This window comes from Arachidicoccus sp. BS20 (assembly GCF_001659705.1).
Classification (GTDB): Bacteria; Bacteroidota; Bacteroidia; order Chitinophagales; family Chitinophagaceae; genus Arachidicoccus.
In genome coordinates, this window is sequence record NZ_CP015971.1 from 810,346 (window position 1) to 834,776 (window position 24,431).

Annotated in this window: 23 protein-coding genes, 1 other RNA gene and 1 pseudogene; 14 read left to right on the forward strand and 11 right to left on the reverse strand. The window is 39.7% G+C overall.

The annotated features are described in order from the left end of the window. Positions 1-74: 74 nt before the first annotated feature. Positions 75-869, forward strand: coding sequence for an SDR family NAD(P)-dependent oxidoreductase (locus A9P82_RS03745; protein WP_066204307.1), 795 nt, complete (start codon positions 75-77; stop codon positions 867-869). Positions 870-956: 87 nt separating this feature from the next. Here A9P82_RS03745 and A9P82_RS03750 read toward each other — a convergent pair whose 3' ends face one another. Beyond that, entirely contained in the window at positions 957-1,343 is a 387-nt protein-coding gene (locus A9P82_RS03750; protein ID WP_066204309.1) for a winged helix-turn-helix transcriptional regulator, read from the reverse strand. A 79-nt stretch (positions 1,344-1,422) separates the two neighbouring features. Here A9P82_RS03750 and A9P82_RS03755 point away from each other — a divergent pair, with 79 nt between their 5' ends. The 3 genes and pseudogenes from A9P82_RS03755 to A9P82_RS15835 form a co-directional block, all read left to right on the forward strand. Further along, positions 1,423-2,166 (forward strand): glucose 1-dehydrogenase, encoded by a 744-nt coding sequence (locus A9P82_RS03755; RefSeq protein WP_066204312.1) that lies wholly within the window; start codon positions 1,423-1,425, stop codon positions 2,164-2,166. 90 nt (positions 2,167-2,256) lie between these two features. After that, positions 2,257-3,090 (forward strand): oxidoreductase, encoded by an 834-nt coding sequence (locus A9P82_RS03760; protein ID WP_066204314.1) that lies wholly within the window; start codon positions 2,257-2,259, stop codon positions 3,088-3,090. Positions 3,091-3,708: 618 nt separating this feature from the next. Next, positions 3,709-4,005: pseudogene (locus A9P82_RS15835) on the forward strand (helix-turn-helix domain-containing protein); the annotation flags it as partial. A 99-nt stretch (positions 4,006-4,104) separates the two neighbouring features. Here A9P82_RS15835 and A9P82_RS03770 read toward each other — a convergent pair. Then, positions 4,105-4,824, reverse strand: coding sequence for an FAD-binding oxidoreductase (locus tag A9P82_RS03770; RefSeq protein ID WP_066204317.1), 720 nt, complete (start codon positions 4,822-4,824; stop codon positions 4,105-4,107). A gap of 101 nt (positions 4,825-4,925) precedes the next feature. Continuing rightward, positions 4,926-5,792 (reverse strand): helix-turn-helix domain-containing protein, encoded by an 867-nt coding sequence (locus tag A9P82_RS03775; RefSeq protein WP_066204318.1) that lies wholly within the window; start codon positions 5,790-5,792, stop codon positions 4,926-4,928. Positions 5,793-5,973: 181 nt separating this feature from the next. Here A9P82_RS03775 and A9P82_RS03780 point away from each other — a divergent pair, with 181 nt between their 5' ends. Next, positions 5,974-6,819, forward strand: coding sequence for an aldo/keto reductase (locus A9P82_RS03780; protein ID WP_066204319.1), 846 nt, complete (start codon positions 5,974-5,976; stop codon positions 6,817-6,819). Between the two features lie 134 nt (positions 6,820-6,953). Then, entirely contained in the window at positions 6,954-7,946 is a 993-nt protein-coding gene (locus A9P82_RS03785) for an aldo/keto reductase (RefSeq protein ID WP_066204323.1), read from the forward strand. 53 nt (positions 7,947-7,999) lie between these two features. Here A9P82_RS03785 and A9P82_RS03790 read toward each other — a convergent pair whose 3' ends face one another. Next, positions 8,000-8,404: a single-stranded DNA-binding protein gene (locus A9P82_RS03790; RefSeq protein WP_066204325.1), complete on the reverse strand. Its 405-nt coding sequence runs from the start codon at positions 8,402-8,404 to the stop codon at positions 8,000-8,002. Positions 8,405-8,572: 168 nt separating this feature from the next. Between A9P82_RS03790 and A9P82_RS03795 the strand changes: the two genes are divergently transcribed. The 5 genes from A9P82_RS03795 (at position 8,573) to A9P82_RS03815 (ending at position 12,020) form a co-directional block, all read left to right on the forward strand. Beyond that, positions 8,573-8,950: a hypothetical protein gene (locus A9P82_RS03795; protein WP_066204328.1), complete on the forward strand. Its 378-nt coding sequence runs from the start codon at positions 8,573-8,575 to the stop codon at positions 8,948-8,950. Positions 8,951-9,024: 74 nt separating this feature from the next. Continuing rightward, positions 9,025-9,642, forward strand: coding sequence for a TetR/AcrR family transcriptional regulator (locus A9P82_RS03800; protein WP_066204330.1), 618 nt, complete (start codon positions 9,025-9,027; stop codon positions 9,640-9,642). 71 nt (positions 9,643-9,713) lie between these two features. Beyond that, positions 9,714-10,028, forward strand: coding sequence for a hypothetical protein (locus tag A9P82_RS03805; protein ID WP_066204332.1), 315 nt, complete (start codon positions 9,714-9,716; stop codon positions 10,026-10,028). Between the two features lie 10 nt (positions 10,029-10,038). Further along, on the forward strand, positions 10,039-11,310 hold the full coding sequence (locus tag A9P82_RS03810; protein ID WP_066204336.1) for an MFS transporter: 1,272 nt from the start codon (positions 10,039-10,041) through the stop codon (positions 11,308-11,310). 149 nt (positions 11,311-11,459) lie between these two features. Further along, positions 11,460-12,020 carry a cysteine hydrolase family protein gene (locus A9P82_RS03815; protein WP_066209556.1) on the forward strand — a complete coding sequence of 187 codons (561 nt, stop codon included), beginning with the start codon at positions 11,460-11,462 and terminating at the stop codon, positions 12,018-12,020. Positions 12,021-12,120: 100 nt separating this feature from the next. On the opposite strand, the gene A9P82_RS03820 is transcribed toward A9P82_RS03815, so the two are convergent. From A9P82_RS03820 to A9P82_RS03840, 5 genes are all read right to left on the reverse strand, one after another. After that, positions 12,121-13,524 carry an MBL fold metallo-hydrolase gene (locus A9P82_RS03820; RefSeq protein ID WP_066204338.1) on the reverse strand — a complete coding sequence of 468 codons (1,404 nt, stop codon included), beginning with the start codon at positions 13,522-13,524 and terminating at the stop codon, positions 12,121-12,123. Between the two features lie 89 nt (positions 13,525-13,613). Next, entirely contained in the window at positions 13,614-14,132 is a 519-nt protein-coding gene (locus A9P82_RS03825) for a thioredoxin family protein (protein ID WP_066204340.1), read from the reverse strand. A gap of 243 nt (positions 14,133-14,375) precedes the next feature. Beyond that, positions 14,376-17,195, reverse strand: coding sequence for an excinuclease ABC subunit UvrA (uvrA, locus tag A9P82_RS03830; RefSeq protein WP_066204342.1), 2,820 nt, complete (start codon positions 17,193-17,195; stop codon positions 14,376-14,378). 119 nt (positions 17,196-17,314) lie between these two features. After that, positions 17,315-17,977 carry a porin family protein gene (locus A9P82_RS03835; protein ID WP_066204344.1) on the reverse strand — a complete coding sequence of 221 codons (663 nt, stop codon included), beginning with the start codon at positions 17,975-17,977 and terminating at the stop codon, positions 17,315-17,317. A gap of 108 nt (positions 17,978-18,085) precedes the next feature. Then, the gene (locus A9P82_RS03840) at positions 18,086-19,198 is read right to left on the reverse strand and encodes a LuxE/PaaK family acyltransferase (protein ID WP_082915208.1); all 1,113 of its coding nucleotides are present in this window, start codon (positions 19,196-19,198) and stop codon (positions 18,086-18,088) included. Between A9P82_RS03840 and A9P82_RS03845 the strand changes: the two genes are divergently transcribed. The 3 genes from A9P82_RS03845 (at position 19,178) to A9P82_RS03855 (ending at position 22,782) form a co-directional block, all read left to right on the forward strand. After that, positions 19,178-20,137, forward strand: coding sequence for a UbiA prenyltransferase family protein (locus A9P82_RS03845; RefSeq protein WP_066204350.1), 960 nt, complete (start codon positions 19,178-19,180; stop codon positions 20,135-20,137). The two genes, A9P82_RS03840 and A9P82_RS03845, sit on opposite strands and share 21 nt — an antisense overlap. 50 nt (positions 20,138-20,187) lie before the next feature. Further along, a complete protein-coding gene (locus tag A9P82_RS03850) occupies positions 20,188-21,303 on the forward strand; it encodes a M42 family metallopeptidase (RefSeq protein WP_066204354.1) in 1,116 nt (371 codons plus the stop codon). A gap of 141 nt (positions 21,304-21,444) precedes the next feature. Then, positions 21,445-22,782, forward strand: a complete 1,338-nt coding sequence (locus tag A9P82_RS03855; RefSeq protein WP_066204356.1) for a hypothetical protein — start codon at positions 21,445-21,447, stop codon at positions 22,780-22,782. A 27-nt stretch (positions 22,783-22,809) separates the two neighbouring features. On the opposite strand, the gene ssrA is transcribed toward A9P82_RS03855, so the two are convergent. Beyond that, positions 22,810-23,187: a transfer-messenger RNA gene (ssrA, locus tag A9P82_RS03860) on the reverse strand. 97 nt (positions 23,188-23,284) lie between these two features. Next, positions 23,285-24,409, reverse strand: a complete 1,125-nt coding sequence (locus A9P82_RS03865; protein WP_066204358.1) for a CofH family radical SAM protein — start codon at positions 24,407-24,409, stop codon at positions 23,285-23,287. Positions 24,410-24,431 lie beyond the last annotated feature (22 nt).

The window sequence follows — 24,431 nt, forward strand, 5'->3', positions numbered from 1 at the left end:
TGTTTCAGACAAAGCATTTACCGAACTTTACACTTCAAAATCATTTACTTAAATTATAAAAAATTATCTCCATCATGGAACTTCAATTAAAAGGAAAAACTGCATTAATTACAGGTTCAACCGCAGGCATTGGTTTTGCCATTGCAAAATCTTTGGCAAAAGAAGGCGCAAATGTTTTTATTAACGGAAGAACTGAAAGCCGTGTAAAAAGTGCAGTTCAGCAAATCGAACAAGAAACAAACAATGAAAATGTGCAAGGCATTGTTGCCGATTTTTCCGATGTAAAACAAATCGACCAATTAATTGCGCAACTTCCCGAAGTGGATATATTGGTAAACAATGTTGCAGTATTCGAGCCCAAGCCATTCGCAGAAATTACAGATGCTGATTGGTTTAAATTTTTCGAGATAAATGTGTTGAGCGGCGTGCGTTTGTCGAGAGCTTATTTCGATAAAATGTTGCAGAAAAATTGGGGAAGGATTATTTTTATTTCAAGCGAATCGGCATTGCAAATTCCCGAAGAAATGATTCATTACGGTGTAAGCAAAACGGCTCAACTCGCCGTGGCACGCGGGCTTGCTGAGCTTACCAAAGGAACAAACGTAACCGTCAATTCAGTTTTACCGGGACCAACTTTGTCCGAAGGTGTAACCGGTTTTGTAGAAGCATTGGCAAAGCAAAACAACAAAACTGAAAAAGAAATGGAGTCCGAATTTTTCCAAACCATGCGCCCAACTTCTATCATCAAACGTTTTTTACAACCCGAAGAAATTGCAAATATGGTTACTTATCTTGTAAGTCCTTTATCGTCTGCAACCAACGGCGCAGCCTTGCGTGCCGACGGCGGTTTGGTAAAAACAGCTGTTTGATAATTATAGCTTCCAAAAGAGTCGCCGTTTCTTTACGACGACTCTTCTTACTTCAATGAAAATTTAAAGTACAGTTTTAAAAGAGTTTCAGTTTTTAGGCAATTCCCTTTTTATTTTCCTGCGATGCTCTTTGCCCCATTTAATCATTTCAAGAATGATGGCGCCGAATGAGCGGCAATAACTTGTAACTGTATATTCCACCGAATTGGTGTTTTCATCAACGGTGCGCTTGACCAATTGGTTCAGCTCCATCTCTTTCAGCTCACGCGAAAGCATTCGTGTAGTAATGCCGGGAATACTTCTTTCTATTTCTCGGAAACGCCTGTTGCCGTTGCACAACGAGTTAATAATGGGCAATTTCCACTTACCGCCGATAACGTAAATCGTGTCCTGCAAAGCCCTCACTTCATCTGCCTGATTTCTCGGGTTCGACAATATTTCGCTTGCTTTAGCTGCTATATTTTTTTGTTTCATTTTTGATATACTCCGTTATACCGGTTACAAAGTTATACCAATTCGCTTCTAATTTTGTATTCATTAAAAACAAAAAATCATGAACACATTACACGAAAAAATTGCTTTGGTTACGGGCGGTAACAGCGGCATTGGGTATGCAACGGCAAAAGAATTGATTGCACAAGGTGCAAAAACGATTATCACAGGAAGGCGCAAAGATGCTGTTGAAAAAGCAGCGCAAGAAATGGGTGCGATTCCGTTTGTTGCAGACCAAGCCAATCTGCAAGACACGGATTTATTGTTTGAAGCAATAAAAAATCAATTCGGGAAAATAGATATTCTCTTCATCAATGCAGGTATCACAGGCAGTTTAATGCCTATCGAAAACATGAGCGTGGAAAATTTTGACAGCGTAATGAATATCAATTTCAGAGGTGCGTATTTTACATTGAGTAAATTTATTCCGCTCCTGAATGACGGCGCTTCTGTGGTTGTATTATCATCTATTGTTGCTTCAACCTATAAGCCGAATAGTTCCGTTTATCAGGCAAGCAAAGCGGCATTGAATTCCATTGCAAAAACGGCGGCAGCTGAATTAGCACCAAGAAAAATCAGGGTAAACTTGGTAAGTCCCGGTCCGCACAAAACGGAAATCATGAGCAAATCAGGCTTGGACGAAACTACTTTAAAAAGTATTCAGGAAAGATTGATTGGCGCAATTCCCTTAAAGAAAATGGGCGATGCAGGAGACGTTGCAAAATTGGTTGCTTACTTGTGCGGCGATAGTGCGAATTTTATTACAGGCGCAGAAATTATTGTTGACGGCGGTATGACGTTGTAGCCTCCTGAAAATTTTGGACACTTATTTCCGGGATTTGGATAATATCAACTACTGACTTTTATTGAATTTTGCATTCATAAAACACAAAACATGAGCAATAAAAAAGTATGGTTTATCACAGGATCGTCAAAAGGGTTTGGGCTTGCACTTACTAAATTAGCCTTATCGCAGGGAAATAAAGTTGTAGCAACTTCGAGAAATATTGATGATTTAAGAAAATCTGTATCGGAAAATCAAGACAATTTTTTTCCTTTGAAAGTGGACATTACTTCCGATGAAGAAGTTAAGAATGCCATCCGGCAAAGCATTGAAAAATTCGGGAGATTGGACGTACTTGTAAATAATGCAGGCTACTCATTGGTTGGCAGCATCGAAGAAATGACAGACAAAGAATTTCGTCAAACGGTGGACGTAAATCTTTTCGGAACAGTAAACGTTATTCGTAATGCAATGCCTTATTTACGGCAACAGCAATCGGGACATATCATCAACATTGCTTCCAATGCAGGTTATATAGGCTTTGCCAATGCTGCAAGTTACAATGCTTCAAAGTTTGCCGTAATAGGCGTTTCCGAAGCGTTGGCACAGGAAGTAAATGCTTTCGGCATAAAAGTTACAGTAGTTGCGCCGGGACAGTTCAGAACTAATTTTATGGACAAAGGTTCTATGCAATTTGCAAAAAAAAGGATTGCAGCTTATGGGCTGGACAAAGCAGAAGAATTCTGGACAAGTTTCAGCGGGCAACAACAAGGCGACCCTGAAAAATTAGTGAAGATACTTACCGAAATCGTTGCATTAGAAAATCCTCCTTTACACCTGTTGTTAGGCACTGATACTTACGAGTTGATAAAAGAGCATCGGGAAAAAGAGATGCACGAATTTGAAAAGTGGAAACACCTAACTCTATCCACCAATTTTGATTGATTTTTTATTTTTGCATCAATGAAAAAGGCAGGTAACAAACCGCATATTTTTAATTCCATATCCGAATTGCACAGAGCATTGGCTTTGCCTAAGCCCAAACATCCGTTGGTAAGCGTCATCAATTTAGAGGAAACAAAATGCTTTGATGATGAAAGTCTGCGTAGCGTTTCCTATAACTTTTACTGCATTGCCATTAAAAAGAATTTTGAGGGTAAAATGAGGTACGGACAACAGTATTATGATTTTGACGAGGGAGTAATGACATTCTTTTCGCCCATGCAGGTCGTTACCACCGACATCGTTGAAGGACTAAAATTATCCGGCTACTGGCTGGTTGTTCATGCCGATTTTCTGGCAGGTTATCCATTGGCGAAAACCATAAAAGATTACGGCTTCTTTTCGTATGAAGTGAATGAAGCGTTGCATCTTTCCGAGCAGGAAGAGGCAATCGTGGAAAACATTATGAAGAATATTGAAACCGAATACCAATCCAACATAGACCGCTTCAGTCAGGACGTAATGATTGCACAGATTGAATTGCTTTTGCAGTACAGCAACCGATTTTATAATCGTCAGTTTATTACAAGAAAACCTGCGAATGATGATATTTTAATTCGTATGGAAAATCTGTTGACGACTTTTTTCAGCAACAAAAATCTTTCAGAAAATGGCTTACCGAGCGTTCAGTACATTTCTGAACAGCTGCATGTTTCTCCGAATTATCTCAGTGATATGTTGCGCACTATCACAGGACAAACCACACAACAGCATATTCATAACAGGCTCATCGAAAAAGCAAAAGAATTGTTGACAACAACCAATTTGTCCGTTCGAGAAATTGCATATCAATTAGGCTTTGAATATCCGCAATCATTCAACAAACTATTCAAGAAGAAAACCGATATTTCGCCGATGGAATTTCGGCAGTCGTTTAATTAAAATACTGATTTTAAATTATGATATGATAACTACGCGGCTATTAAAAAAAACTGCGTTGTTTGATTTTTATAGTTTCTACAATCCTTTCTTTCCTTTAATCCAATAAGCCTGCGCAAAAATTTGATTACTCAGAACGCCCAATTGCTTCAATTCTTTTCTCACATATTGCAAAGTTGTACCGTTGCCCGATACATAAAACGCTGTTTTGTCTTTGCGAATTACGCCGTCAAAAATATCGCACATAATTTGCTCCGTTATCTTATGCGGTTCATTTTTAGGAACATGGCTTCCGTATAGCTCCAGTATTTCCGGCACTTCATGGTTATCCAACTCAAATACGCCGTTGAATTCATAGCTGTATTTTCCGGCTTCCTGCTTTAATTCTAACGCCAATCCTAACACCGTTTCATCGCCAATTACATAATGATATTTGTATCTGTTCCTAAATGTGAATGATTCCCTTCCGCGCGGGATGAGCATTTTCATTACATCGTGTACATCAAGCGCATCCGCAAATTCGCTGCCCGGACCGCCGCCGTGAATATGAAACAAAATCTCAAAGCATCCAGTTACTTTATTAAAATTATACGGTGTATAATTGCGATAATCCGTATCATTCACACGAAAAGAAACGGCATAGCCCGGAGCATATTCCAATCCGTGCAGATTGCCCGAAAACTTTACTCTTTTTATGTTTTCGGAAATATATTCCGTTTCCGTCACGGACACATCTCTGAACTTGGATGACAACAAATTTTCCACTGCGTTGTTCATCCATTTGGGCATACTCGGCATAGTCAATATTTTTTACAAAGGAAGCGACAAAGCATAAATTGAAAGATAGCTGTTTCGAGGGAATGATTGGACAATTCAAGGTATTCTCCGGTCTGTAAGAATTACTTGCGGCTTCTCTTCCTGAAAGCTAAAGCGGATTGACCGGATAATTTGGAAAACAAACGTGAGAAATAAGCATGGTCTTCATAGCCAAGTTCACAAGCTATTTCCTTTACTGTCATGTCTGTGTAAAAAAGCAATCGCTTCGCTTCGGTTAATATTTCCTGCTGAATCCAATAGCTTACGGATTTTCCCGTAGCATCTTTTACGATTTCGGTTAAATACACAGAAGAAATGTTTAATGCTTCGGCGTACCGTGATGGACTTTTTAAGGTTTTATATTTTTGCCTTGCAAGAATCCTGAACTGCCTCGTCAATTGCATGGCACGGCTTTCTTTTGTTTTTTCTCGGTTGATTGTCTGCGCATAAATCGACGCGAACATTCCCGTATAAGCGTTAAGCAAAGACTGAACAATGGCGACACCTTCTTTGGTTGTCATTAATTCATCCGAATAACTTGTATGTAAAAGTTTGACGCAAGCCTGCAATTTGTCTGACCATTCCTTGTTGATAGAAACAGGCTTTATCGCAACAAGCGATTCTTCAAAAACGGTACGCACATAATCGGGAATAAAATCAACGTTCGCAGCAACGAACCAACCGGAAATATTTTCAATACCGAGACTCTGATGCACTTGTCCCGGCAGCACACAAAAAACACCCGCATTACTAAGTTTAAATGTTTTGAAATCCACCATCATTTTTGCTTCGCACGATTGTACAAACATAAAAATATAATGACTGTCCCTGTGAATGCCTTTGGTAACAGGGTTTTCAATCGGGTCTTCAAAACGTTTTGTAATACGTTCGACAACCAATCCGTGCTTTGAAATATTGTTTAAAGTATATGTGGGAATGTTTTTCTGCATGATTAAGAACAGGCTTTGCAAAGTTATCCGAATGTTAATTCAATTTCATCTACATTATTCAAAAATAATCATTGTTTGATTTTTATAATTTTTTGTTTGAATCGGGGCAAATTTCTTTTCCCGAAAAGGCTGACCTTTGCACTGTCATTTGAATTATTCACAATCTTAAAAATATACAACTATGAGTACGAACAAGGTTCAGCTTACTTACAAGTTAGGCGGCGATTTGGAAATAAACCGTTTGGGCTACGGCGGTATGCAATTAACAGGCGAAGGCGTTTTCGGCGATGCGCCCGACAGGGAAAATGCCATTAAAGTTTTGCAGGCGGCAGTTGCAGGCGGCGTAAACTTTCTGGACACGGCAGATTCTTACGGTCCGCATACGAATGAAGTATTGTTTCACGATGCGTTGAAAAACGATTACGATAAAATCGTGATTGCAACCAAAGGTGGATTAACGCGCCCCGGTCCGAATGTTTGGGTTCCCAACGGCAATCCCGAATACATTGCGCAAGCAATTGAAGACAGTTTACAACGTTTACAACTAAAGCAAATTCAGCTTTGGCAACTGCATCGCGTTGACCCGAATTTCCCGATTGAAGAAACCCTGAAACCCGTTGCAGATGCGGTAAAAGCAGGAAAAATAAAGCATGTCGGTTTATCAGAAGTGGGTATTGAAGAAATAGAAAAAGCGCAAAAAATCGTTCCGATTGCTTCGGTTCAAAACTTGTACAATCTTTCTGAAAGAAAATGGGAAAGCATTGTTGATTATACCGAACAGAACAATATTGCATTCATTCCTTGGTTCCCGTTGGCTTCCGGTCCAGATAAATTGAAGGACAAAATCACGCACATTGCAGAAGCGCATAATGCAACCGTTTCGCAGATTGCATTGGCTTGGCTGTTGAAACGCGCGGCTAATATCTTGTTGATTCCGGGAACAAAATCGTTGCATCATTTGCAGGACAATCTCAAAGCGGCAGATATCGTTTTGACTGACGAAGAGTTTGAACAATTATCTAAATAAAATGGCTGTAACACAGAGAAACACTGAGATTTTACACAGAGTGGCACAGAGAAAATAATTTACAAAAACTCTGTGAACCGCTGTGCTTACTCCGCGTAACTCTGTGAAACAAATAACTATAAAAAATCTCAATTATGAAATACAGAAAACTTGGTAATACAGGTGTTGAAATTTCCGCCATCGGTTTGGGTTGCATGGGCATGAATCACGCTTACGGCGAACCGAATGATGATGAATCTATCGCCACGTTGCACAAAGCATTGGACTTGGGCATCAACTTTTGGGACACGGCAGATATTTATGCCAACGGCAAAAATGAAGAACTGGTTTCAAAAGTTTTAGTACCGAATCGTGATAAAATTTTTATCGCCACAAAGTTCGGTTTTACCAATATGCAGCTCGGCGGCGGTAAAATGCAAAGCGCTTTTGACGGTTCGCCAAAACACGTTAGAGAAGCCGCAGAAGCGAGTTTAAAGCGTTTGAAAATCGATACGATTGATTTGTATTACGCGCATCGCGTGGACCCGAATGTGCCGGTTGAAGAAACGGTTGGCGCAATGGCAGATTTGGTCAAAGAAGGTAAAGTGCGTTTTCTCGGGTTGAGCGAAGCATCCGTTGCATCTATTCGCAAGGCGAATGCCGTTCATCCGATTGCGGCTCTGCAAAGCGAATATTCTTTATTGACAAGAGATGTTGAAAAAGAGATTTTACCAACATTGCGCGAACTGAATATTTCGCTCGTTCCGTTCAGTCCGTTGTCAAGAGGTTTGATTACGAACGACGGATTTGATACGAATTTAAAGGATAATGATTTTCGCAAAACCACTCCCCGATTCAGTGGCGAGCATTTGGAAAATAATCTTTCGCTGGCACAAGCGTTTAAAGAATTTGCAACAAGCAAGAATGTTTCTGCTGCACAACTTGCATTGGCTTGGGTATTGGCACAAGGCGATAATATTATTCCGATTCCCGGAACGAAGAAACAAAAATATCTGATTGAAAATTCTGAATCCGTGAACGTTGAATTATCAAAAGACGATTTGAACGCGATTGAAGAAATTCTGAAAAAATATCCGAATGTGGGCGCACGTTACCGCGAAGACCAAATGAAGATGGTGAACAACTAAAAAATAAGTCCGTTCCCTAATATTGTAAAAGAAACGGACTTTTCATTCAAAATTCAAAACGGCAGACTATCATCATCTGCCGTTTGTAATATTCCAGCAGCTTCAGGCGAAGCATTATTAGAAATTTTTTTATCCAATTTTATCATGCTCATTGCGCGTACTTCGGAAATATATTTTTTCTGTCCCGAAGCATCCGTATAGCTGCGATTTACCAGTTTGCCTTCAATCATTACATAACTGCCTTTTTGCAAATTCAGTTGCATTCTTTCCGCAAGATTTTCCCACGCCACCACGTTGTGCCACGTCGTTTCTTCCTTCCATTCGCCGCTTTGCGTACGGTAATTTTCGGTAGTGGCTAAACGAATGTGTGCCAATTTTGCGCCGCTTTCAATGGTTTTCACTTCAGGATCTGCTCCCAAGTGTCCAATCAGTTGAACTCTGTTTCTTAATGTGCTCATAACTTTAAATTTTTAAAAATGAAATAAAATACTTGCGATGAAAACATTTATCGTCATCATCGCTGCAAAGATGAAGCAAGCAAAAAACCCCAATCGGTTTTTAATCGCTTATGAACGAATGTAATTGATTGTAACCGTTTGTAATCGGATAATTTGTATCTTTAGCCTATGGAAAACGCTGCCATTAAAACCTGCCTTGCTTGTGGCAAACCATTGAGAGGTCGCACGGATAAAAAGTTTTGCGACGATTATTGCCGTAATACTTACAATAATCAGCAGAACAGCGACAAGAATAATTATGTGCGCAATCTCAACAATATTTTGCGCAAAAACCGCCGCATACTGGAAGATGTAATACCTGATAACGAAGAAATGAAAAAGGTGCAACGCGATAAGCTACTTGCACAAGGATTCAATTTTAAATACCACACGCATCAATACCAAAATCAAAAAGGACAAATTTATTTCTTCAATTACGAGTATGGTTATCTGCCATTGGATAATGGCGAATGGATTTTGATAGTAAAAAGAAAAACGGAAGTATAAATTTAACAATTTGACAAAATTTGATAATTTGTCAAATTCATTATCTTTGTACAGAAATTAATTAATCATTCATCATGTCATCTATACAAACTACACAAGAAGATATTTTGCCGGAACAGATTCTTCAAGCTGCTCTGCAACTGTATTTGAAGCACGGCATCAAAAAAGTAACGATGGATGATGTGTCAAAAGTTATCGGCAAAACAAGAAGTTCGCTTTATTATTATTACAAAAACAAAGACGAAATTTTTGAAGCCGTAATGGAAGCGCTCGTGCGTGAAGTGATTAATGAAATCTCTGCTGTCGTAAACACCGTTGATTCCATTGAAGATAAAATACGTGCTTTCTGCCTGAGTAAAATCAAAACTTCCGAAGACAGGAAAGCATTATTTGTAGCTTTAGAAACAGGCATGGATGCCGATGAAATATCAAAACACGCAACCGCAATGATAACCATTCACAAACTTTTGATGAAACAGGAAGCATCGTTATTAAAAAAAGTTTTATCTGCAAGTGCTAAAAGTGGCGAGGTTCGCGCACTAAAACCTAAAGAGCAGGATACATTTACTTTCATCATTCAAAGCGGCATTCGGGGCATCAAACGCGAAATGAGCCACGACAACGATTTCAGCAAGTTAAATACAACTGTTGATATTTTAACAGCTATGGCAGCGAAATGGCTGAAAGAATAAATTTTTTTGAATAAAATTTGACATTTTTACATTTTTTGTCAAAACGTAATAATTATAAAAAAAATAGAATTATGGAATGGTACAATTATCTAAGCACATTCTTCGCAGGAGTTTTTCTCGCCAACTTCGTTCCACATTTTGTAAATGGAATCTCAGGCAACTCCTTCCCTACACCGTTTGCAAAACCGCCGGGCAAGGGACTTTCGTCGCCTGTCGTAAATATTGCATGGAGTTTATTTAATTTGATTGGCGGCTTTTTCCTATTTAAAGCGGCTAAAGTTTCGTGTAGCAATTATCTTTCATTAATTATATTTTTTGCAGGTATTGCATCTATTAGTTTATGGTTAGCCAAACATTTTGCAAGCAAAGAAAAGCCAAAAGATTAAAAAAGTGAAGATGAGCAAAATCAGTACATTCAGAGCATTTCGAAGCAGAAATTACACTTTCTATTTTATCGGGCGTTCGGTATCGCAATTCGGTACATGGATGCAGCGGACAGCAGTCGTGTGGGTGGTTTACAGCATCACACATTCGCCTTTCATGCTCGGTCTCAGTGTGTTTGCGGAGCAGTTTCCATCGTTTCTGTTTTCTGCCTTCGGCGGCGTTGCGGCAGATAGGTACAACCGTTACAAGATTGTCAATATCACACAAATTACATCTATGATTCAGGCAACATTACTTGCCGTTTTGGTAATGACGAAACATTATGTAGTTTGGGAAATATTAGCGCTTAGCGTGGTTCTCGGCATTATCAATGCCTACGACATTCCGGCAAGACAATCCATGATTAATGAAGTAGTAACCGATGAAGCCGATTTGCCAAGCGCGCTTTCGCTAAGCGCTTCAATGGCAAGTCTCGCAAAGTTGCTTGGTCCTGCGCTGTCGGGAATTATACTGGAAAAATTCGGAGCAGGAATTTGCTTCCTTATAAACGCTGCAAGTTTCGGCGGCGTTATGCTTTCTATCGCGTTTATGAAAGTGCCCAAAAATATAAAACCTACGCGTCCGAAAAAAAATGTGTTCAAGGAATTAAAAGACGGATTTGATTATTTGACGCAGGAATCATCCATCGGTTTAGTGATTGTAATGCTCAGTATCACAGGTTTATTGGTATTGCCTTACGATACGCTTATCCCTGTTTTCGCAAAAGAAATTTTCAAAGGCAACGCCGCGACTTTCGGCTATATTTCAAGTTTCATCGGCATTGGCGCAGTAGCAGGCACCATTCTTTTAGCATCGTTTAAGAAAGATGCTCCACTAAGATTAGTATTGGTACTCAGCACAATTATTCTTAGTGCCGGATTGATTTGTTTTTCTCACACAACCAATTTTCCTTTAGCTATGTTATTCGCCACAATTACAGGATTTGGCGGCGTGGCGCAATTCACAACCTGCAATATCATTGTTCAGTCTGAATCTTCTCCCGAAATGAGAGGAAGAGCCATCAGCATTTTACTGACTGCAATCTTTGGTATGCTACCGCTCGGAAGTCTTGTCGTTGGCGCAATTTCCGAACACATAGGCGCGCCGAACACAATACTTGCTCAAGGAATTATCGGGATTACTGTTGCGCTCTTTTTCGCAAAAATTTTGAAAAAGAAAAGACAGAACGCCGCAACATTGCAAGCAAATATTGAAGCTGAAGAAGAAATGCTGGAAAGTATTTGAATATCATCAACAAAAATTTTACAACTACTCAAAGCACATAGACACAATAGCTTTTTATATAAATAAAGTGAAGTGGAAAATAGGCAACATAAAGTATTTCATCTTTAATGAAAAATATTTTAAACCAATCAATTATAAAAAACAAAAAAATGGAACAGACAAACAAAGCATTGCTCGTAATGGATATGCAATTGCCTATCGTCGGGATGCTCCCCGATTCAACAAGTATTCTTGCAAATGTTACAAAAGCGATTGAAAGTGCGCGGCAACAACACATTCCGGTTATTTATGTAGTTGTCGGTTTTCGTCAGGGAATGCCCGAAATTAGTGCGAACAACAAAGGCTTTTCCGAAGTCAAACAAAGAATGGCAAATGCCGACATGAACGAATGGATAAAAATTCATCCGGATGTTGCGCCGCAGGAAAGCGACATTATTGTTACAAAACGCCGCATCAGCGCGTTTGCAGGAAGCGATTTAGAAATTGTGCTGCGCGGACAAAATGTACAACACCTTGTACTGACGGGCATTTCAACAAGCGGTGTGGTTTTATCAACGTTGCGCGAAGCGGCGGATAAAGATTATCAACTGACTGTAATTGCCGACTGCTGCGCGGACGGCGATGAAGAAGTACACCGCGTATTAACAACAAAAATTTTTCCAAGACAGGCAAATGTGATTAATGTACAAGACTGGAGCAACCTGCATTAATTCCCATTGTTTAGTTATACAAAAAAGATTGCCTCTTTGTTTGCGCTTGGCTCAAACAAAGAGGCAACATACAAATTCATGCTGCTTTAAAATTTAAATGTTATTCCAAGGGAAATGTCTCGTGCAAATCAGGCACCTGCACATCTTTAAAACCTTTTTTCAGCAACCTGCGTTGAAACTCTTGCTGCACATCATATTCGCCGTGAACAATAAATAATCGTTTGACTTCCGCAGGATTTTGGCAAGCAAGGAACTGAGATAAATCATCATAATCGCCGTGCGCACTCATGCTCCGCATCACGCCAATATCTGCAAGCACCTTATATTCATCGCCGAAAATGCGTACTTCTTTTGCACCGCGCATCAGTCTTCCGCCAAGGGAATTCGGCTCGCAATACCCCACCAATAAAATGGTATTTTGATTGTTGCCAATATTGTTTAAAATATGATGTTGCACGCGACCGGCATCAGCCATACCGCTTGCTGAAATAATAATCATCGGTCGGTGGTCGGTATTCAAAGCCTTACTCTCATCAACATTTTCGATAAAATGAACACCCTGAAAACCAAACGGGTCTTCATCGGTTTCCAATAGTTTTTTAAGACGCGGATTAAATGCTTCCGGATGATTTTTTACAACCTGCGTAGCTTCATAGCTCAACGGGCTGTCTACATACACAGGCACATTCGGCAGTTGATGCTCATTGTACAATTGATTCAAAAAATACAATAACTCTTGCGTACGCCCAACGCTGAACGCGGGAATTATCAGCTTACCTTTTTTCTCCACACAAGTCTTTTGTACAAAACCCAACAATTGTTCCGGAGAATTAAATACATCTTCATGCAGACTGTTGCCATATGTGCTTTCAATAATCACAAAATCTGCTTGCGGAAAGGACTCCGGCGATTTCAAAATAATATCTCTGTAACGCCCGACATCGCCGCTGAAAGATATTTGCTGCGTTTTTCCATCTTCCGTAATGCGCATATGCACCGACGCACTACCGATAATATGCCCGGCATCGGCATACATGACTTCAATATCTTCATCAATTTTTGTCCATGTGTTGTAATCGACCTTTGTCAAGCGAGGAAGTGCCTTTGCCACATCATCCAAATCATACAAAGGTGCGAGCGGCGGCAAATGTTGTCTCGCTCTTCTTTTATTCAAATATGCTACGTCATCCACCTGAATTTTTCCTGAATCTTCAAGCAAAACCTCCGTCAAATCTTTTGTGCCGCTTGTACAATAGATGTTGCCGCTAAATCCCTCTTTTACCAACTTCGGGATTAATCCGGTATGGTCGATATGCGCGTGCGAAAGCAGCATATACGTTACCTGCGAAGCATCGAAACCAAGTTGTTGATTAAGCGAATCCGTTTCCTTTCCCAATCCCTGAAACAAACCGCAATCGAGTAAAATTTGTTTGCCGTTTTTTAATTTGATTAAGTGTTTAGAACCTGTAACTGTGCGCGCCGCGCCGTGAAATGTGATGTTCATAGATGTTGTTTATATAAATTAATGTTCGTAAGGTAAAATAAAAACTGAATGATTATCAAGTAAATAAATGTACATCAATACATTAAATTTTATAAGCCCAGCACTTTCTTATAGGTGCTTGCCTGCAAGGCTTTCGGAGTCCACCTGTAAAAAAAATGAAACACTTTGTCTTTATCATAGCTACTGCCTTTTTCAAGATAGGCACTATCCTGAATATGAATTTCCTTTCCGTTTTCATCTAAAATAATAAAACAAGGGAAACCAAATCTGTTGGGAAATTGCAATCGTTCCAGTGTTTTTGCATTTTTATTTTCAGGGCTATAATTCAGATGATAAACTACATAATTAGTGTGCAGCGTGGAATCCAATTCGCTGTCCGTTGTTACAAAACGATTAAACTCCAAACACCACGGACACCAATTGCCGCCAAGCTGAATGAAGACGTTTTTATGTTCGCGCTTCGCCTGTGCAACAGCTTTCGCAATATCCGCTTCGGCATTTGCCTTCGGATTATATAAATGAACTTTTGCCGTAGTGTCGGCATTTGTATTCGCCTTAGCAAAAGAAAACGCAGTGATAGCGACTGCGAATAAAAACATCTTTTTCATCTGTTTATTTTTTATTGTTTTTTAATTGTCAGATGGAATGAGCTAAAATAATCATCGCTTTGTGTATGCGAAATTCTTATGGCTCATTTCATAAATTAATTTTTAAAAGAGATTAAAAATAAGAAGTAATTGTTGATTGAATCAAAGGTCTAATTACTGTTCCAATTATTATCAACTTTGAAAAATATGAACACGCTGAACTTCGCACTTCTATATAATCATACATGTCCCACAAATCACGGTTCAGACATATTTCCCGGTAAAACTCTCTTTTACCTTTTTCAAATCCTTCGGAACGCCCGCAAACACAAGGCTTCCGCCACCGTCGCCCGCTTCGGGACCTAAATCAATGACCCAATCTGCGGACTTAATCACATCGGTATTATGTTCAATAATGATTAGTGAATGTCCTTGTTCTATCAATGCATTGAACGATGCAAGCAGTTTTTTAATATCATGAAAATGCAATCCCGTCGTAGGTTCATCAAAGATGAATAAAATATTTCCGTTGCCTTTTCCTTTGCCCAAAAAACTTGCGAGCTTCACGCGCTGCGCTTCGCCGCCGCTCAACGTGTCGGATGACTGACCGAGCTTGATGTAGCCCAAACCAACGTCCTGCAAGGGTTGCAGCGCTTTCGCCAATTGTTTTTCATCTTTAAAAAATTCAATCGCTTCGTCCACACTCATTTCCAAAACATCGTACACACTTTTATTTTTGTACTGAACTTCCAATACTTCTTCCTTGAAACGTTTGCCTTTGCACACTTCACAAGTCAAGTGAACATCCGCAAGAAATTGCATCTCTATAGTTTGTTCGCCTTCGCCTTTGCACGCATCGCAGCGACCGCCATCCACATTGAACGAAAAGTGTTTCGGTTGATAGCCGCGAATTTTTGCCAAGTGCTGTTTTGCAAATAAATTCCTGATTTCGTCATACGCTTTAATGTAAGTAACGGGATTACTCCGCGATGATTTTCCTATCGGGTTTTGGTCAATGATTTCTATTTGTTGAATCTCGTCAATATTGCCCGTAAGCGCTTTGTGCGCACCCACTTTTTCAGTCGTGCCTTGTTTCATTTTCATTAACGCAGGATAAAGAATTTGTTTTACCAAAGTCGTCTTGCCGCTGCCAGAAACACCCGTTACCACACACATTACGTTCAATGGAAAAGTTACATCAATGTTCTTCAGATTGTTTTGCGTAGCGCCTTCAATGATAATGCTTGAACGAAATTTTCTCGTGGTTTTCGGCGGTTCGATTTTGTATTCGCCTGTCAGATATTTTCCTGTAAGACTTTCCGGATTTTTGATAATGGCATCATAATTTCCTTCTGCAATTACCTCGCCGCCGAGGTGTGAAGCCAAAGGTCCCATATCGATAATATGGTCAGCTTCGCGCATCATCATTTCATCGTGTTCAACTACAACGACTGTATTGTTGAGCGATTTTAATTGCTTCAATACTTTGATTAACCTGTCCGTATCGCGCGAATGCAAACCGATGGAAGGCTCGTCGAGAATGTATAACGAATCTGTTAAATTACTACCTAAACTTCTCGTTAATTGTATTCTTTGGCTTTCGCCGCCGCTTAACGAATTTGCCAATCTATCCAAAGTCAAATAGCCCAAACCTACGTCCAGCAAGGTTTGCAAGCGTTGATGAATTTCTATCAACAATCTTTTTGCAATTTCATTTTCGTGCTTTGATAATTTCAATTCATCGAACCAAAGTTTTAAATCTTTCACGGGCATACGGCAAAGTTCGCCGATATGTTTGCTTCCGATTTTCACATACAACGCTTCGGGGCGCAAACGATAACCATCGCAATCGGGACAATCCGTTCGTCCGCGATAGCGGCTTTGCAATACGCGATACTGAACTTTATATAAATTCTGCTGCACGTCTTTAAAGAAATCATCAATGCCATAAACATCGCTGTTGCCTTTCCATAAAACCTTGATTTGTTCGGGTGTCAATTCGCTATAAGGCTTATGAATAGGAAATTTGAAGAGATGCGCCTTCTTAATGAACTGCTCTTTCCACCAAACCATCTTCTCTCCTTTCCACGGTGCAACCGCGCCTTCAAAGACACTCAATCTTTTATCGGGAATGACGAGCTCTTTATCAATGCCCAACACTTGCCCGAAACCTTCGCAGGTTGGGCACGCGCCGAAAGGATTATTGAATGAAAACAAATTCGGCACAGGCTCTTCAAACACCATTCCGTCCAACTCAAATTTATTGTTGAAAGGAATTAAATCTTTCTCGTCAATAAGCAATTGCATTTCGCCTTCGCCTTCGTAAAATGCTGTTGAAATCGAATCCGTTAAGCGATGAAAATCTTCTTCCGAAAAATCTTTTTTAATCATTCTGTCAACCAAAAGATAAACATCATTCAAAGAAAATTTCTTCTTCAATTCATTTTTATCAATCGACAATACATCTTCGATTTGTTCCAGTTCAAGTGTTTCATTTTTCTTTTTCGGAAAAAATAAAATTCTCGCAAAGCCTTTCTGCATCAGTATTTGAAGTTCTTCTTCTGTGTCGCGGTTGCTGTGTTGCTTAAATTTTGAAAGAATATAAATCTTAGCGCCGAGCGATGTTTTATCAATGCTTTTTAATACATCGTCCACATCATCTTTTTTCACTTCTCTCCCACTAATTGGCGAAATAGTTTTACCGATTCTTGCATACAACAAACGCAGATAATCGTAAATTTCCGTCATACTGCCGACGGTGCTGCGCGGCGTGCGCGTGGTAACCTTTTGCTCAATCGCAATCGCGGGACAAAGTCCTTTGATAAAATCAACATCGGGCTTGTTCATTCGCGCCATAAATTGACGCACATAAGCATTCAGGCTTTCCGCATAGCGACGTTGTCCTTCGGCAAACAAAGTGTCAATCGTAAGCGAAGATTTTCCGCTGCCGGAAACGCCTGTAACCACAATGAATTTATTGCGCGGAAATTTTACATCAACATTTTTAAGATTGTGCGTGCGTGCGCCTTTTACGAAAATATCATTGTCCTGCACCGCATTTTTTTGAGATAGATTCTTAGCCATAATAGAAGATAAAATTACTTCACACAATTTTCAAAACAATAGCTTTTTGAAGAATTAATTGCCAAAAAAGAAAAAGCCCGCCGTGAAAGCGAGCTTTAAAAATAAATTGTGTTCTCTCTTTAAAACCTTATTCCTGCCGTCAGGAAAAAAGCATTATTATGAATTGTCGTACCGTAGTCTATAGCTCCATTATTTACATTTACGAAACCGAACTGGTAACGAACGCTTAACCCGAATTTTGCGCCCGGCATTCCGTTGTTGGGGAAATAATATTCCAAACCTACTACACCGGAAAAATCGCTGTTGTGATAATAATCCTTCACATCTTCGCTTTCATATTCATGTTTCTGAGAACCGGTAGCATTCTGATGCGCACTTAACAAATAGCTGTATTGCGGACCGAAGAAAACACCTAATCCCGTAAACGGTTCGCTATACTTGAATAAAACCGGAACATTCAGATAGTTCATGTGCAAGTTCACATTTCCTTGATATGCATCGTCTGATTGGTAAAACTGTGTTCCCATATTGCTATACGAAACTTCCGGCTGAATATACCAACCGTAGCTGACCGGCAAAGCCAACTGTATGCCCGCAATGCCGCCTGCCAAAGCATTATCGGAATAATCGCCGTCATAAGGAACATGAACATATTGATTGGCAACAGACAACCCGCCAAAAATACCTACCTGCGGTTGAATCACAATACTGTTTCCACGACGATACTGTCCAAAAGCGGTAGTGGTTGCGAGCGCAAATAAACCGATTATTAATTTTTTCATCTTCTTGTTATTTTTAGTAATGTAAATATAAACCAAACAATTATATCATTAGAATTAAACGAATGTTTTAAGTTTAAAATAACGGAAAAAAGTTTTTCAAACAAAACGTTAAACTGCAAGCAAACTGCATCCGCGCAAATCGCTGTTGTCCAGCCTGCCCCAGATTTCAAAATAATTTTCTTCGATACTACCCACATCGTCCGTTGCAATGAATGAGCAACTGTAAATGTTTGCAAGGTCAATTATATTGATTAGACCTTTGCCTTTTTGCCGCACGAGCAATGGGTCGTTTTCGTCGCGCAGCAACACTTTCATCCACGGCGGGCAAACATATTTTCCGTCGCCTTTGGAATAAGCCTGACTCAGTAATTCCGTCATACCATATTCCGAATGAATTGCTTTTACGCCTAAATTTTGTTTCAAAAAACCATGCACTTCATCGCGCGTCATTTCTTTTTTACGACCTTTCATACCACCTGTGTCCATTACAATTGTATTTTTTAATTGCATGGGAAATTGCTCCGCAAAATCGAGCAGCGCAAATGTAACGCCAAACAGCAACGTCTTTTGTTTTTTATTTTCCAAATTCTGCAAGAGCAAATGTAATTTGTCAAATTCGTACAAATAAAATCCGCTGTCAGCATGATTGGACAGCTTAATTAATTCATCCACCATTTTTACCAAAGACGAATTTCCTCGCTCCAAATAATTAGGCAGAAGCCCTACAATGCAGTATTCATCAATATTTCCGTAAAACAGCTCAAAGCATTTTATGAAACTTTCTTTATACAGGTTTTCATTTTTTATAAAATGTTTGCTGTTAACCGTTTGCGTGGTGCCGCTGCTTTCAAAAACCAATTCCGGTTCAAAATTTCCACATACAACTTTATGTGTTTTGAAAAAAGAAATTGGCAAAAAAGGAATGTTTTCAACCGCATCCACTTTGTCAATATCGATTTTCAGACAATCGCACCAGGCGCGATACACCTCGTTGTTCAGATATTGAAAACGAAAAATTTCCAATATCTGCGACAGTTGAATGTGCGAACCTGAAAAAATATTTTTGATAAAAGTTTTATCCACACTTTGAAAAATGAAAGGCAAAATTAAGTGAATTTGATATTCCCACGCAGGCGGAAATATCTTCTGACACGATAAAAGATTATTGAATATTTTTACATCATTAAAAACATCATTTTCTTGCGCAACAAATTCATTCATTTCATTTTTTTCGGCAATTATTTTTACGCGCTTTGTACTGTTGCATTGTCTGTTGAGGCGTCATTACAACAAGGCATTCCGCTGAATACGCCGGTATATTATTTGTTTCTGATTACAGGCACCATTGTTTATTATTCTTACGCATATCTGGGCGAAATAAATTTATCGGGAGCATTGCGCAAAAATGCTTTGCCCAAAACTGCCGGAAATACAAATCCTTATTACAATAAACGCACGCAGTGGTATATCAATAATTATTTGACAATAACTATTACGCAAATAATTTATACGCTTATTATGCTCGGCTCTGCATTGTATTTATGCGTGGTAGAGTTTCACGAAATTTTCAGTTTGCACTGGGACGAATGGCTCGCATTGCTGATTGTACCTTTGGTTGCGCTGTTTTATTACGGCAGCGATTATTTTCCTTTTATCAAAATCAATCTTCGCAAAAGCGGCTGGGCAAAACCTTTTTTGATAGGTTTCGTTTGGGCAGGCGCGGTTACCATTTATCCCATTATGTTTTATAAATGGCAAATTAACCGGCATTATCTGATTACGATAAGCGGCGTATGGTTATTTATCAAAAACCTGATGTTTATTTCTGTTCTTTGCATCATGTTCGACATTAAAGACTATGCCGACGATTATAATAAGCAACTAAAAACATTTGTGGTGCGCGTAGGTTTGCGCAGAACAATTTTCACAATTTTGTTGCCGCTTGCGTTAATGGGCTTGATGTCGTTTTGGTTTTTCACAAGCGTAATGCATTTTAGTTTTTTTAGTATTGCAATTAATACTATTCCTTTTATTTGCTTATTAAGCGTCGCTTATTCCATGCACCATCGCAAACCTATTTTGTATTATTTAATTGTAATTGACGGACTGATGCTCGTAAAAGCTGCGTGTGGAATTGCTGCGAGTCTGTGGATTAAATAACTTGTTTTTATTTTTTAATTTTTACTTTTGATTCCAAATAAAAAAACCTCATGGCAAAGACAAAAAAGAAAGAATCTAAAAAACAAATCTTAGACGACAAATCGTTAGAATTTTTAAAAACATACATCAACAACGCATCGCCGGTAGGCTTTGAAACAAGCGGGCAAAAATTGTGGCTCGAATACCTGAAACCCTTTATTGATACACATTTTACAGATGCTTATGGCACAGCAGTCGGCGTAATAAATCCTGAACATCCGTTTAAAGTTGTGATAGAAGCGCACGCCGATGAAATCAGTTGGTTTGTAAATTACATCAATGAGCAAGGCTTTATTTATTTAAGAAGAAACGGCGGTGTTGACCACCAGATTGCACCTGCAAAGCGTGTGTGGATTCACGGGAAAAAAGGCGCCGTAAAAGCCGTTTTCGGTTGGCCCGCCATTCACACAAGACACAATCCTGACCAAAAAGAACCTACACCGAAACCCGACAATTTATTTCTCGATTGCGGTGCAAGAAGTAAAAAAGAAGTGGAAGATTTAGGCATTCACGTAGGTGCGGTTGTAACGTATGAAGATGGTTTTGAAGAATTGGCAAATGGTTATTATATAGGTCGTGCATTTGACAATCGTATCGGCGGATTTATGATTGCGCAAGTGGCGCGATTGCTGAAAGAGAACGATGTGAAATTACCTTTCGGTTTGTATATTGTAAATGCGGTACAGGAAGAAATTGGTTTGCGCGGCGCGGAAATGATTGCACGAAGAATCAAACCGAACGTAGCAATTATCACAGATGTAACACATGATACACAAACGCCTTTCATCAACAAAAACATCGAAGGCGACACGGCTTGCGGCAAAGGTCCCGCACTAACCTACGGTCCTGCAGTGCAAAATAAATTGCTGAATTTAATACAAGACGTTGCAAAGAAATCGAAGATTGATGTGCAGCTTCGCGCTACAAGCCGCAGCACGGGAACGGATACAGACAGTTTTGCCTACGCGAACGACGGATGCCCGTCGGCATTGATTTCTATTCCTTTGCGTTATATGCACACAACAGTTGAAATGCTGCATAAAGACGATATTAAAAACACGATTCAACTGATGTACGATACGTTGAAAACAATTACGCCTGAAACGAGTTTCAGTTATTTCGAATAAAATTTATTCAGCGCATTCTCTATGTGTTTCTGTGCAGACTTCGTGTAGCTCTGTGTAATAATTTGCAATAGGGCTACACGAAGAAAACACAACGTTGCACAGAGATTTTTCAAGCTGTCCAATCATTTCTCTTTACATAAAATGACCTTAAAAAAAGTATCTTACATTCTCTTAATCCTTTGCTGCATTGGCATTTCAGCGGATGCGCAGGATAGCATACCAAAGCAACAAGACAGCATTTATCAATACGATATTCGTACAATACAATCGCCGTTTACCTTGGGAACAAGAAGGGAAAAGTTTGAAAATTATTTGTACAATAAAACCATTAAAGAAACTTATACAGGACCATTAAATCAATATACCGAAGACAGGTTCCAGGATGCAACATTGTCGGCAATTCAGTTTTTGATTGATACTCCTTATACGAAACGCGGTTTTGAAAAAATGTTTGACTGGTATTTTCAGTCAGATGAATACACGCGTGAAACTTTGCTAATGGGCATTTATGGCATTTATCCAACATTGTACAATCAGAAAGTTGCGGCAGTTCTTCCTTATGAAAAAAATCCGAAGCTGTTTGCAATGGAAGCATTATACAATTTCCGCAACGACTCATCGGCGGAATTTGTACGAAGAATTTTGCATCAAATGGACATTCAATTTGCGCAATATCAGTCCATTCCCATTCTTGCGGAACTGAGAAAATATCTGTTAAACCATGTGAAAGATGAACATAGCGCAACGCCTTCACTGAGGGAATTATTCAACTATCAAAGATTGTTCGGGCAAAAAGTCATTTACAGCTTTCAGCGCTGGAACCGCGATTACTCGGGCATTTGCATTGTTCAGTACGAGGACGGGAGTTTTGCCAAAGACAGTTCCGGAAAATTGATTACCATAAAACAGCTCGCGCGTTCGGGCAGCGGAATGCCTTATTTTATCACAAACGGAAATACGCCGCAAGGCGTTTATCGAATTGCCGGCATTGGTTCGTCAATAGACCATTTAATCGGTCCGACACCGAATTTACAATCCGTTATTCCGTTTCAAAACGATTCTGTTTTTTATCGCGGTATTACATACGACCCGACTGCAAGCCAGTTGGATAATTATAAAAGATTATTGCCGCCGTCGTGGCAAAATTATTTGCCCATGCAGGAAAGTTTTTATGCAGGAAAAATCGGTCGTCGATATATTATTGTTCACGGCAGTACGCTGGATGCAAAGTTTTTTGCCGGCAGAACTTTCTACCCTTTAACCCCGACAGACGGCTGTCTTGCAACGGCTGAAACCTGGAATCCGCAGAGCGGTTATTTGCAGCAAAGCGACCAATTAAAATTGGTTAATACATTTTTGCGAACATCTTCCACAATGGGTTTATTGATTGTTATTAACTTAAATAATCAGCCAAGAAATGTAACGCCTGAAGAAATAGAAGAACTAATTAAAAACTATGAAATTAGTATTACAAACTAATAATACAGCTATAAGACTAATAATTAGTTGTGGAGCTGGCGAGAGTCGAACTCGCGTCCAAACATCGTTGCCATAAGCTTTCTACATGCTTAGTTTATTATTATTTGTCGGCGAAAGACAGGAAATAAACCAACCAATCTTTCACTTAGCTGAATAAATCTTTTGCAACCGGCACAGCCTGAGGTTGCAGCAATCTGCATTTTGATTTGAGTCGGCGGCGGAGCTTGGCAGCAGACCAACCTGCTCAACGCGGCCCGAACGGATGTCTAATTAACTAATTAGGCAGCCATAGCAAACTGAGTGTTGCCATTTGAATTTTGAGTATTCAGATTAAAGCGCTAATTACACAACGCGCTGCATGCTTACACTTACCGCTACTGATGCTGTCAAAACCAATACAGCCCCAATATTTTGTAAAATGTTTTTATCAAAGAGCTTTTTAGAAATATTCAATAAGCAATATCTCAATATTCAATTAACATATAAACCAATAACTCCAAAATCAATAATCAATCACCTGCTCCTGAATCGCTTCGGGAATTTCACGCCATTCATATTGTTGGTTACGCAACTGCGGTTCAAAACCTGCTTCTCGAATGGCGCTTTGAATGGTTTTGTATGTAAACCTGTGCGGCGCACCTGCCGCGCTTACTACGTTTTCTTCAATCATAATGCTGCCGAAATCATTCGCGCCTGCGTGCAAACAAACCTGCGCTGTTTGTTTACCGACAGTCAACCAACTCGCCTGAATATTTTTAATATTCGGCAACATAATTCTGCTCAATGCAATCATGCGGATATACTCATCTGCCGTTGTGAGATTATGCACACCTCGAATGCGCGTGAGCAAAGTATCTACATCCTGAAAAGTCCAGGTAATAAATGCCAAAAAGCCTTTTGCATTTTCCGGCTTTGCAGCCTGCACTTCGCGAAGTTTTACCAAATGAATAAAACGCTCTTCAATCGTTTCCACATGACCGAACATCATGGTTGCGCTGGTCGTTATATTCAATTGATGCGCTTCTCGCATAATGTCAAGCCATTCATCAGAGCCGCATTTTCCTTTGCTGATTAAACGGCGAACCCTGTCCACCAAAATCTCTGCGCCAGCGCCCGGCAACGTATCCAAACCTGCCCCTTTCAATGCAATCAGCACGTCGCGATGACTCATACCTTCGAGCTTGCAAATATGCGCTACTTCCGGCGGACCGAGCGCATTTAATTTAATATTCGGAAATTCATTTTTAATAGCGCTGAAAGTGTCCACATAAAACTGCAAACCCAATTCGGGATGATGACCACCTTGCAGCAACAATTGGTCGCCGCCGAATTTCATCATCTCAACAATCTTCTTGCGGTAGGTATCCATGCCTGTAATGTATGCATCTTTATGACCGGGAATACGGAAGAAATTACAGAACTTACAATTCGCCACACACACATTTGTCGTGTTTACATTGCGGTCAATCTGCCACGTAACTTTTCCGTGCGGCACTTGCTTTTTACGCAGTTCGTCTGCGATAAACATTAAGTCCGTCAAGGCTGCATTGTGATACAAATACATACCTTCTTCCACAGAAAGAAATTCAAAGTCTAAGGCACGTTTATATAGTTCCGCTAAATCCATTTCACAAATTTATAGTTTGCAA